10 protein-coding genes are annotated in these 11,603 nt (G+C 40.3%); 3 read left to right on the top strand and 7 right to left on the bottom strand.

Annotated elements, in window-relative coordinates; all coding sequences use genetic code 11:
- Positions 1-177: 177 nt before the first annotated feature.
- Genes tacF through HT709_RS10940 form a run of 3 tightly spaced genes read left to right on the top strand, consistent with a single transcriptional unit; the run spans position 178 to position 3,289 of the window.
- The gene (tacF, locus tag HT709_RS10950; protein WP_172925765.1) at positions 178-1,665 is read left to right on the top strand and encodes a type IV teichoic acid flippase TacF; all 1,488 of its coding nucleotides are present in this window, start codon (positions 178-180) and stop codon (positions 1,663-1,665) included.
- A gap of 9 nt (positions 1,666-1,674) precedes the next feature.
- A complete protein-coding gene (locus tag HT709_RS10945) occupies positions 1,675-2,478 on the top strand; it encodes a phosphorylcholine transferase LicD (RefSeq protein WP_000811884.1) in 804 nt (267 codons plus the stop codon).
- 1 nt (position 2,479) lies between these two features.
- Positions 2,480-3,289: a phosphorylcholine transferase LicD gene (locus HT709_RS10940; protein WP_001199655.1), complete on the top strand. Its 810-nt coding sequence runs from the start codon at positions 2,480-2,482 to the stop codon at positions 3,287-3,289.
- 271 nt (positions 3,290-3,560) lie between these two features.
- On the opposite strand, the gene carB is transcribed toward HT709_RS10940, so the two are convergent.
- The 7 genes from carB to HT709_RS11600 form a co-directional block, all read right to left on the bottom strand.
- Positions 3,561-6,737 carry a carbamoyl-phosphate synthase large subunit gene (gene carB / locus HT709_RS10935; RefSeq protein ID WP_138700106.1) on the bottom strand — a complete coding sequence of 1,059 codons (3,177 nt, stop codon included), beginning with the start codon at positions 6,735-6,737 and terminating at the stop codon, positions 3,561-3,563.
- A 448-nt stretch (positions 6,738-7,185) separates the two neighbouring features.
- Positions 7,186-8,265, bottom strand: coding sequence for a carbamoyl phosphate synthase small subunit (locus tag HT709_RS10930; protein ID WP_000595946.1), 1,080 nt, complete (start codon positions 8,263-8,265; stop codon positions 7,186-7,188).
- 49 nt (positions 8,266-8,314) lie between these two features.
- Positions 8,315-9,238 (bottom strand): aspartate carbamoyltransferase catalytic subunit, encoded by a 924-nt coding sequence (locus tag HT709_RS10925; RefSeq protein WP_101514526.1) that lies wholly within the window; start codon positions 9,236-9,238, stop codon positions 8,315-8,317.
- Between the two features lie 18 nt (positions 9,239-9,256).
- Positions 9,257-9,778 (bottom strand): bifunctional pyr operon transcriptional regulator/uracil phosphoribosyltransferase PyrR, encoded by a 522-nt coding sequence (pyrR, locus tag HT709_RS10920; RefSeq protein ID WP_000850023.1) that lies wholly within the window; start codon positions 9,776-9,778, stop codon positions 9,257-9,259.
- A 210-nt stretch (positions 9,779-9,988) separates the two neighbouring features.
- The gene (gene nth / locus HT709_RS10915) at positions 9,989-10,618 is read right to left on the bottom strand and encodes an endonuclease III (protein ID WP_000244443.1); all 630 of its coding nucleotides are present in this window, start codon (positions 10,616-10,618) and stop codon (positions 9,989-9,991) included.
- Entirely contained in the window at positions 10,618-11,160 is a 543-nt protein-coding gene (locus HT709_RS10910; RefSeq protein ID WP_023936535.1) for a DUF177 domain-containing protein, read from the bottom strand. The genes nth and HT709_RS10910 overlap by 1 nt, the downstream gene beginning before the upstream one ends.
- 187 nt (positions 11,161-11,347) lie before the next feature.
- A partial coding sequence (locus HT709_RS11600; protein ID WP_205380509.1) for a hypothetical protein occupies positions 11,348-11,603 on the bottom strand: 256 nt, incomplete at its 5' end.

The following is an 11,603-nucleotide window of genomic DNA, read 5'->3' as shown; positions in this document are numbered from 1 at the left end:
CGAGAAAAACTGGCTTGAATCCATAATCAAAAAGCAAACTAGGAAGCTAGCCGTAAGCTGTACTTGAGTACGGTAAGGCGACGCTGACGTGGTTTGAATTTGATTTTCGAAGAGTATTACTGCCCTTCATTTCTTATTAGCTAACTTTATGATATAATGAAAAACGAGGTAAATTGAATGAAAAGTATAAAATTAAATGCTCTATCTTACATGGGAATTCGTGTCTTGAATATTATTTTTCCCATCCTAACTGGAACCTATGTCGCGCGTGTCTTGGATCGAACTGACTATGGTTACTTCAACTCAGTCGACACTATTTTGTCATTTTTCTTGCCCTTTGCAACTTATGGTGTCTATAACTACGGTTTAAGGGCTATCAGTAATGTCAAGGATAACAAAAAAGATCTGAATAGAACCTTTTCTAGTCTTTTTTATTTGTGCATCGCTTGTACGATTTTGACCACTGCTGTCTATATCCTAGCCTATCCTCTCTTCTTTACTGATAATCCAATCGTCAAAAAGGTCTACCTTGTTATGGGGATTCAACTCATTGCCCAGATTTTTTCAATCGAATGGGTCAATGAAGCTCTGGAAAATTACAGTTTTCTCTTTTACAAAACTGCCTTCATCCGTATCCTGATGCTGATCTCTATTTTCTTATTTGTTAAAAATGAATACGATATTGTTGTCTATACACTGGTGATGAGTTTATCGACGCTGATTAACTACCTGATTAGTTATTTTTGGATTAAAAGAGACATCAAACTTGTTAAGATTCACCTAAGTGATTTTAAACCACTCTTTCTCCCTCTGACAGCCATGTTAGTCTTTGCCAATGCCAATATGCTCTTCACTTTTTTAGATCGCCTCTTCCTCGTTAAAACAGGAATTGATGTCAACGTTAGTTACTATACCATAGCTCAGCGAATTGTGACCGTTATAGCTGGGGTTGTAACAGGTGCAATTGGAGTGAGTGTGCCTCGTCTCAGTTACTATCTGGGGAAAGGAGACAAAGAAGCCTATGTTTCTCTGGTTAATAGAGGTAGTCGAATCTTTAACTTCTTTATCATTCCACTGAGTTTTGGACTCATGGTTTTAGGACCAAATGCCATCCTACTTTACGGTAGTGAAAAATATATCGGAGGTGGTATCTTAACCTCTCTCTTCGCTTTTCGGACGATTATCCTGGCACTAGATACCATTCTTGGTTCCCAAATTCTCTTTACAAATGGCTATGAAAAACGTATCACAGTTTACACAGTCTTTGCTGGGCTACTCAATTTGGGCTTAAATAGTCTCCTCTTTTTCAACCATATCGTGGCTCCTGAATACTACTTACTGACAACTATGCTATCAGAGGCCTCTCTACTTGTTTTCTATATCATTTTCATCCATAGAAAACAACTTATTCACTTGGGACATATCTTTAGCTATACTGTTCGATACTCTCTCTTTTCACTTTCTTTCGTAGGAATTTATTTCCTGATCAATTTCTTGTATCCTGTGGATATGGTCATTAATTTGCCATTTTTGATGAATACTGGTTTGATTGTCTTGCTATCAGCTATCTCTTATATTGGTCTACTTGTCTTCACAAAAGATAGCATTTTCTATGAATTTTTAAACCATGTCCTAGCCTTAAAAAATAAATTCAAAAGATCATAGGAGTTTAAAATGAAACAACTAACCATTGAAGATGCCAAACAAATTGAATTAGAAATTTTGGATTATATTGATACTCTCTGTAAAAAGCACAATATCAACTATATTATTAACTACGGTACTCTGATTGGGGCGGTTCGACATCAAGGCTTTATTCCTTGGGACGACGATATTGATCTGTCCATGCCTAGAGAAGACTACCAACGATTTATTAACATTTTTCAAAAGGAAAAAAGCAAGTATAAGCTCCTTTCCTTAGAAACTGATAAGAACTACTTTAACAACTTTATCAAGATAACCGACAGTACGACTAAAATTATTGATACTCGAAATACAAAAACCTATGAGTCTGGTATCTTTATCGATATTTTCCCTATAGATCGCTTTGATGATCCTAAGGTCATTGATACTTGTTATAAACTGGAAAGCTTCAAACTGCTGTCTTTCAGTAAACATAAAAATATTGTCTATAAGGATAGCCTTTTAAAAGATTGGATACGAACAGCCTTTTGGTTGCTCCTTCGACCGGTTTCTCCTCGTTATTTCGCACATAAAATCGAGAAAGAAATTCAAAAATATAGTCGTGAAAATGGTCAGTATATGGCTTTTATCCCTTCTAAATTTAAGGAAAAGGAAGTCTTCCCAAGTGGTACCTTCGATAAAATAATTGATTTACCCTTTGAAAATTTAAGCCTTCCAGCACCTGAAAAATTTGATACTATTTTGACACAATTTTATGGAGATTATATGACCCTACCACCAGCAGAAAAACGCTTCTACAGTCATGAATTTCACGCTTATAAATTGGAGGATTAGGATGCAATATTTAGAAAAAAAAGAAATTAAAGAAATTCAACTAGCTCTGCTAGACTATATTGATGAGACTTGTAAGAAACATGATATTCCTTATTTTCTCAGTTATGGAACCATGCTTGGAGCCATCCGCCACAAAGGTATGATTCCTTGGGATGATGATATTGATATTTCCCTTTATCGTGAGGATTATGAGCGTTTACTGAAGATTATTGAAGAAGAAAATCACCCTCGCTACAAGGTTCTTTCCTACGATACATCTTCTTGGTACTTCCATAATTTCGCATCGATTTTGGACACTTCTACTGTTATAGAAGACCATGTTAAGTACAAGCGTCATGATACCAGCCTTTTCATCGATGTCTTCCCAATTGATCGATTTACAGACTTGAGCATTGTCGACAAGAGCTATAAGTATGTGGCTCTTCGTCAACTAGCTTATATCAAAAAATCACGAGCAGTTCACGGTGATAGCAAATTAAAAGATTTTCTTAGATTATGTAGCTGGTATGCCCTCCGAGTGGTCAATCCCCGTTACTTTTACAAGAAAATTGATCAGCTAGTCAAAAATGCTACAACCAACTCTCCTCAATATGAAGGAGGAATCGGGATCGGTAAGGAAGGGATGAAAGAAATCTTCCCAGTTGATACCTTTAAAGAACTGATTTTGACTGAGTTTGAAGGTCGTATGTTGCCTGTGCCAAAAAAATATGACCAATTTTTAACCCAGATGTATGGGGATTATATGACACCACCATCAAAAGAAATGCAAGAATGGTATAGTCATAGCATTAAAGCTTATCGTAAAAACTGATTGAGGGCGACCATACAAACTACTAAGATAGAGGTTATTCAAAAACATAATTTTAGTAGAAAATGAAGTAAATATTCCTACAATAAAACGCATAATATCAAGGTTTTCAACACCTGATATTATGCGTTTTATAATTTTAAAGACTTTTTTCTATAGTAGATTGAAATAAGATACGAACAAATCAATTAGAAAATTCAAATTAATTTCTAGAAATATTTTAGTATTCCTGTGTACTGTTCTAAATTCAGTCTGCTATATCTTATTTTTCTATTTAAATCGCTTCTGTAACAAAGCTACGACTTTCAAGTACCTTAAGCATGGCGTTAGCTGTATCTAAGGCTGTGAATAGGGGTACCCCGTGTTCAATAGCTGAACGACGGATTTGCTCACCATCTTCGTCAGCAGTTCGTTTTGTTCCAACTGTATTAATGATAGCTTGGATTCTTCCCTTGCGAACAAAGCTTGGGATATCCTTATCTTCATCACCTATCTTTCCAACAGGCTGAGCATGTAATCCATGACTGGCAAAGAAGGCTGCTGTCCCTTCTGTCGCGAGGATTCCATAGCCAATATTTTGGAAACGACGAGCCAAGTCCAAGGCTTCTTCTTTAGCATCATCAGCGATGGTAAAGACAACATTTCCAAAAGTTGGCAAGTGTAAGTAAGAAGCTTCAAAGGCCTTATAGAGAGCTTTTTCCAAAGTAGCATCAGAACCCATAACTTCCCCTGTTGACTTCATTTCAGGACCAAGTAAGCTGTCTACCTTAGCTAGTTTGGTAAAGGAGAAGACAGGTGCCTTGATATGAACGCGGGTGCTTTCAGGGTAAAGTCCATCTTGGTAGCCAAGTTCTGATAAACTTTGACCAAGAATGAGCTTAGTCGCTACTTGAGCCATAGGAATATTGGTCACCTTAGAAAGGAATGGAACGGTACGGCTGGCACGTGGATTGACCTCAATAACATAGACTTTTTCATCCTTGATAACAAACTGGATGTTCATCATTCCAAGGCAGTTAAGACCGATTGCTAGGCGTTTGGTGTAGTCTGCGATGGTCTCCTGAACCTTTTGCGACAAGGTTTGTGGTGGGTAAACTGCCATTGAATCACCTGAGTGGACACCGGCACGTTCGATATGCTCCATGATACCAGGAATGAATACATTTTTACCATCTGAAATGGCATCAACTTCGCACTCTTGCCCAACGATGTAAGAGTCAACAAGAACTGGGTGGTCTGGACTAGCCTTAACAGCAGTTCGCATGTAAGAACGAAGGTCTTCTTCGTTTTCAACGATTTCCATGGCACGTCCACCAAGTACATAAGATGGGCGGACAAGAACTGGGAAGCCAATCTTGCGAGCTGCAAGCACTGCTTCTTCTTCATTGGTAGCCGTTTGTCCTGGTGGCTGTGGAATGTCCAAATCTTTTAGAGCTTGCTCAAAGAGGTCACGGTCTTCGGCACGGTCTAGGTCAGCGACCTGTGTACCAAGGATGGTCACACCTGCTTTTGCCAATGACTCCGCAAGGTTGATAGCTGTTTGACCACCAAACTGAACGATAACTCCCTTTGGTTGTTCCAAGTCAATGACGTTCATAACATCTTCGAATGTCAATGGCTCAAAGTAAAGCTTGTCTGATACCGAGAAGTCTGTTGAAACAGTCTCTGGATTTGAGTTCATGATGATAGCTTCATAACCAGCTGCCTGGATAGCCTTAACTGAGTGAACCGTTGCATAGTCAAATTCGACCCCTTGACCGATACGGATTGGACCTGAACCTAGGACAAGTACAGATTCTTTATCAGATCTGATAGACTCATTTTCCCATCCATAGGTTGAATAGAAATATGGTGTTTCAGAATCAAACTCCGCAGCACAGGTATCGACCATCTTATAAACTGGAACAATCTTGTTTTCCAAGCGAAGTTGACGAAGTTGATCAGCAGTTGTTTTCCAAAGTTCCGCAATCTTACGGTCTGAGAAGCCATTAAGTTTAGCTGTTTTCAAGACTTCTAGATCTTGTGGATGAGCACCCAATTCCTGCTCAATTTCAAAGATATGTAGGAGTTTATCCAGATAAAAAATATCGATTTTTGTAAGCTCTGCAATTTCTTCTGGTGTGTAACCACGGCGAATAGATTCTGACACGTAGAAGAGGCGGTCATCTTGGGCTTTGACAACTTTTTCAATCAAGGAATCATCAGAAACTGCTGCAAGTTCAGGCATTTCATTGTGGTGCACCCCAATTTCAAGGGAGCGACAAGCTTTAAGGAGAGATTCTTCGATGTTACGACCAATCGCCATTACTTCCCCAGTCGCCTTCATCTGGGTACCAAGACGGCGTTCACCCTTTTCAAACTTGTCAAATGGGAAACGAGGAATCTTGGCAACCACGTAGTCAAGGGCTGGTTCAAACATGGCATAGGTTGAACCTGTAACTGGGTTGATGACCTCATCCAAGGTCAAACCTACTGCAATCTTAGCAGCCAATTTTGCAATCGGATACCCTGTCGCCTTAGATGCTAGGGCTGAAGAACGCGACACACGAGGGTTTACTTCGATGACATAATACTTGAAACTGTGTGGATCAAGGGCCAGCTGAACGTTACATCCCCCTTCAATCTTAAGGGCACGAATGATGCTCAAGCTCGCGTCACGTAGCATTTGGTTTTCATAGTCTGACATGGTTTGCGCAGGAGCAAATACAATGGAATCTCCTGTGTGAATTCCGACTGGGTCAAAGTTTTCCATGTTACAAACAACCAAAGCATTGTCAGCTGAGTCACGCATCACTTCGTATTCGATTTCCTTGAAACCTGCAATCGAACGCTCAATCAAACATTGGGTCACAGGTGATAATTTCAAACCATTTTCAGCGATTTCACGCAATTCTTCCTCGTTGGCACACATACCACCACCAGTACCACCAAGGGTAAAGGCTGGACGAACGATAACTGGGTAGCCAATTGTCGCTGCAAAGGCAACAGCTTCTTCGACTGTGTTGACAATTTCAGATTCTGGAATTGGTTGGTTGAGCTCTTCCATCAATTGTTTAAAGAGGTCACGGTCCTCCGCTTGATCAATGGCAGATAGTTTAGTACCCAGAAGTTCAACACCAAGCTCATCTAGGATACCATTTTTAGACAATTCCATGGCCATATTAAGCCCTGTTTGACCACCGAGTGTTGGTAGCAAGGCATCTGGACGCTCCTTACGAAGAATACGTGTCACAAACTCAAGTGTAATCGGTTCAATATAAACCTTGTCCGCAATCTCCTTGTCCGTCATGATGGTTGCAGGGTTTGAATTAACCAAAACCACCTCATAACCTTCCTCTTTCAAAGACAAGCAAGCCTGGGTCCCAGCGTAGTCAAACTCAGCAGCCTGACCAATAATAATCGGACCAGAACCAATCACCATAATTTTTTGAATATCAGTACGTTTAGGCATATATAAGATATTAAGGGCGTCAAGCGGACAAAGCTAAAATAGGAGTTATGACGAAGAACTGTCAGTTCTAGGAATAACTATCTTTTTAGCACCGTCCGTAGCCCGTATTCAGTTCAGCAAATACGGACCACCCTTCTCCTTTCTATTCGTCGCCTCACTGAGCGACATTAAATAAATTCTCCGACGATTTTTTAGCGAAACGATATTTTTCGGTAAAAAATCTAGTGCAGGGAGTTTTTAGTTCGCCTGATAGCGACTAAAAGAAACGACCTGCCTTTCTATTCGGCAACTCTCAGATTTCCATTAAATAAGATACAAAGGACGAATAGAAAGCGATTGAATTTTAGGAAACCAAGGAAGGATTGACAATCCAAGTTGGTTTCTCTAAATTCCGAGCTTTCCGTCCGTGTTCAGTTACATAAATTCTCCGACGAGCTTTTACTCATTCTTAGTTTGATTGTTTAAAAGCTTCCATCATCTCGATAAACTCGTCAAATAGGTAGCTAGCGTCGTGTGGACCAGGGGCTGCATCTGGATGGTATTGAACAGAGAAAGCAGGTTGGTATCTGTGACGCACACCTTCAACTGACTTGTCATTGATTTCTTCATGGGTGATAATCAAATGCTCTGGCAAATCCTCACGGCTAACTGCATAACCATGGTTTTGACTTGTAAAATCCACACGTCCTGTAGCAATTTCGCGTACCGCATGGTTGAATCCACGGTGTCCAAATTTCATCTTGTAAGTCTTAGCCCCGTTTGCCATTGCAAAGAGTTGATGCCCCATACAAATACCAAAGATTGGAATTTTTCCTTGCACACCACGAATCATGTCCAGTGCTTGTGGAACATCTTCTGGGTTACCTGGACCATTTGACAACATAACTCCGTCAGGATTGAGATGGAGAATTTCTTCCGCCGTTGTTGAATAAGGAACAACCGTCACGTTACAGTTTCGCTTAGAAAGTTCACGTAGGATTGAGTGCTTGAGACCAAAGTCCACTAGCACCACGCTCAAACCAACTCCAGGAGCTGGATATGAAGTTTTAGTAGAAACCTGTTTGATATTGTCTGTCGGCAAGACTGTCGCTTGGAGCTGGTCCGTCACATGATCCATGCTGTCCCCAACATGGGTCAAGGTTGCACGCATGGTACCATGCTTACGGATAATCTTGGTAAGTGCACGCGTATCAATTCCTGAAATACCTGGAATTTTCTTGGCTTTCAAAAATTCATCCAAGGTCATTTGATTGCGCCAGTTGCTTGCTCTACGTGCTTCTTCAAAAACAACAACTCCCTTACAAGTTGGAATAATGGATTCGTAATCATCACGGTTAATTCCATAATTTCCCACCAAAGGATAAGTAAAGGTCAAGATTTGTCCATTATAAGACTGGTCTGTAATGGATTCTTGGTAGCCAGTCATCCCTGTATTAAAGACAATTTCACCAGTTACATCAATATCTGCTCCGAAGGCCTTACCTTCAAAAACTGTGCCATCTTCTAATACTAGAAGTCTTTTTATCATATTTTCACCTCTCGTGGACGCTCACTGGCGTCTTTTAACGTCTTGTGTTTTAGTTGGCATTTCTACTCGCCAGTACGGATTCTAAGATTGCCATTCGAACAAAGACACCATTGGTCATTTGTTGAGCAATCCGTGATTTTGGTGCTTCAACCAAGTAATCTGCGATTTCTACATCACGATTGACTGGAGCTGGGTGCATGAGGATTGCTGTTTCTTTCAAACGGTCATAACGTTCTTGAGTCAAGCCATGTTGGGCATGGTAGTCTTCTTTTGAAAAGACAGCTCCACTATTATGGCGTTCATGTTGCACACGGAGAAACATCATAACATCCACCTGATCAATAATTTCATCAATGGCTACAAACTGTCCATAGTCTGCAAACTCTTGACTTCTCCATTCCTCAGGTCCAGCAAAGTAAAGTTCAGCTCCCAAGCGTTTCAAAATCTGCATATTGGATTTGGCAACGCGTGAGTGGTCCAAGTCACCTGCAATCGCAACCTTGAGACCCTCAAAGTGACCAAATTCCTCATAAATAGTCATCAAATCAAGCAAACTCTGGCTAGGGTGTTGACCCGAACCGTCTCCACCATTGATAATGGAAGTCGTAATCGTGGGACTTGCAATCAATTTTCTGTAATAGTCGACCTCTGGGTGGCGAATCACACAGACATCCACTCCTAAAGCAGACAGAGTCAAAATGGTATCATAAAGTGTTTCACCCTTATTGACTGAACTAGTCTTCACATCAAAGTCAAGTCGTTCCAATCCCAATTTAATCTCTGCCACTTCAAAGGACTTATGCGTCCGTGTAGAATCCTCAAAGAAAAGATTGGAAACAATCGGATGGTCTTCATAGGGAAGCTGGGCTCCATTTTTAAACTCAATTCCTCGCTTGATCAATTTCATGACTTGATCGACAGTGAGGTCTTCCATGGACACCACATGGTTCAATGCTTGTTGATTTTCTGACATGGCTACTCCTTTAGCTTTCTAAGCTTCTTCAGTAATCAGAACTCTGTCTTGGCCATCAAGTTCTGCCATCTCTACGATGATTTCTTCAGAACGACTGGTTGGGATATTCTTCCCAACGTAATCTGGACGGATTGGCAATTCTCTATGTCCACGATCGACTAGAACTGCTAAACTTACGCGCGCAGGACGACCATGACCTACAATATTATCAATAGCAGCACGGATGGTACGACCTGTATAAAGCACATCGTCCACCAAGATAACTTCGCGGTCTGTCACATCGACAGAAACCAAAGAAGTATCTTCTCCACTTTTAACATCATCACGGAAGGGTTTAGTATCCAATTCCACAACCGGAACTGAAAGGTTTTCTAGTTGCTCCAAACGTTCTTGGATACGATGGGCGATAAAGACACCGCGAGTTTTAATACCAGCCAAGACGATTTTATTCAAATCTTTGTTGCGTTCAATAATCTCATAAGTAATACGCGTAATCGCTCGTTTGACGGTCAATTCGTCTACAACTTCTTTTGTCTTCATGACAAACCTCCAAAAAGAAAAGTCTCCTTAAACAAGGAGACTTGAAATGTATAGCTAAGCAAGCCCTACTGCACACAGTATAGACTTCACCCTTCTACTTTATCGCGCTCCTTGCCTGCCTCACGGGACAAGTTTAAAGGAATATTTAGTTATCAATTACTATAGCACAAAGTAAGCTTAAAATCAAGCAAAAACTTTCGATTTTCCATCTTACAAATTGCTAAAATCATATAACTGTGGGTACTGGTCACACTCTGGATTTTTAGGATGACAAATGGCTCTTCCAAAATAAATCATGGCCTGATGAGCTGCTAACCACTGCTCAGGCGGCAAGATATCCATGACCCGCTTTTCCACCTCAAGTGGTGTCGCTGATTTTTTGACGATATCGTGGTGTTTGCAAATACGCTCCACATGAGTATCCACTGCAAAGGCTGGAATCCCAAATCCTACACTCATAACAACATTGGCTGTCTTGCGACCAACACCTGCCAAACTCTCCAATTCCTCACGTGTTTGAGGGACTTGACCATCAAAATCGTCTAGTAACTGTTGGGCACATTTTTTAAGGAATTTAGCCTTATTTCGATACAGTCCCAGTCGAGAAATGTGTGAAGCAATCTCACTCTCTGTTGCAACAGACATGGCTTGTGGCGTTGGAAAGGCAGCAAAGAGGCCTGGCGTAGCCTTATTTACCGCTGCATCCGTCGTCTGGGCTGACAACATGACCGCAACCAAGAGTTCAAAATGATTAGTGAAATCAAGACTGGGCTTGGCATCTGGAAAAAGAGCAATGATTTCTTCTAGCACCTTTCGTGCTCGTTTTTTTGACAAAACCATTATTCGTCTCCATCAAATAGTCCTTGTAAACCAGCAAAAGGACTGTTTTCTTCTTTCTTAACTGCTTGTTGAGCTTGGTATTCTTCTTCTGTCATGATTTGCCAGTCATTTCCTGAAACAAATCCTTGGCCAGCTTCTTCTTCAGCCGTCAAGACCTTGATAGGAATGTTTAGTAGGATATTGTCTGACACGCTCTCAGCAAGGTCAAGTTCTCCATTTTCGATAGGCAGGACCAAGTCATCGTCTAAAACTTCCTGATCTAGTTGGTTAGTTGCACCTTCCATGAAAACTTCCGTTACTGGATAAGATTCAACTAACTCAACTGGCTCCATACTACGACTTGAAGCAAGAACAATGGTATAAGATAGTTGATAATCTAAGAAATACATACGGTTTTCGTACTGTACTTTCCCAACTGCAAGGATATTTTTTACATCTAAAATTTCTTGATTACGTGCACGCAGGTCTGCGACTAGGTCTAACGTTTGTTCAAAATGCAAGCCTTCAGACTGCTTGCGTATCTCTTGAATATTTAATTTCATACTTCCTCCATAAAGATTTACTCTCTTGATTATACCATGAAAAGCCTACAAATCAACCCACCAAACTTTGTAATTAACATTCAAGTTTTTAATATGTCCACTATGATATTTTGTTTTTTAGTGCTATACTACATCAGAGCAAGGAGGATGCCCCTATGGAAGACAAAGAACTCGGTACTAATGCTTATCACTCGTATTTTAGAGCTTGGAATTTCCAGTTTTCTGTTGACAAAATTTCCTTAAAAGTATAGTATAAAGATACCAATACTCGGAGGTAAGGGAGACATGAACAACTAAGCCTATCAAATAAAAAACCTTTATTTAGTAGATCTTGTTTTTGTCTCTTTTTGTGTACTCTTTTATGCTCTTTTTCTGGCATTTTATACTCAATGAAAATCAAAGAGCAAACTAGGAAGCTAGCCGTAGGTTGCTCAAAACACTGT

The sequence above is a fragment of the Streptococcus sp. 1343 genome (assembly GCF_013277355.1).
Classification (GTDB): Bacteria; Bacillota; Bacilli; order Lactobacillales; family Streptococcaceae; genus Streptococcus; species Streptococcus pseudopneumoniae.
Note: the sequence above shows the minus strand (reverse complement) of the source record. Positions and strands in the feature narration are given on the sequence as shown.

Bases quoted from the DNA above. Each gene is read 5' to 3' on its own strand.
- HT709_RS10930 (WP_000595946.1), bottom strand. From the start codon at position 8,265: ATGATAAAAAGACTTCTAGTATTAGAAGATGGCACAGTTTTTGAAGGT.
- HT709_RS10945 (WP_000811884.1), top strand. From the start codon at position 1,675: ATGAAACAACTAACCATTGAAGATGCCAAACAAATTGAATTAGAAATT.
- carB (WP_138700106.1), bottom strand. From the start codon at position 6,737: ATGCCTAAACGTACTGATATTCAAAAAATTATGGTGATTGGTTCTGGT.
- HT709_RS10910 (WP_023936535.1), bottom strand. From the start codon at position 11,160: ATGAAATTAAATATTCAAGAGATACGCAAGCAGTCTGAAGGCTTGCAT.
- nth (WP_000244443.1), bottom strand. From the start codon at position 10,618: ATGGTTTTGTCAAAAAAACGAGCACGAAAGGTGCTAGAAGAAATCATT.
- pyrR (WP_000850023.1), bottom strand. From the start codon at position 9,778: ATGAAGACAAAAGAAGTTGTAGACGAATTGACCGTCAAACGAGCGATT.
- HT709_RS10925 (WP_101514526.1), bottom strand. From the start codon at position 9,238: ATGTCAGAAAATCAACAAGCATTGAACCATGTGGTGTCCATGGAAGAC.
- tacF (WP_172925765.1), top strand. From the start codon at position 178: ATGAAAAGTATAAAATTAAATGCTCTATCTTACATGGGAATTCGTGTC.
- HT709_RS10940 (WP_001199655.1), top strand. From the start codon at position 2,480: ATGCAATATTTAGAAAAAAAAGAAATTAAAGAAATTCAACTAGCTCTG.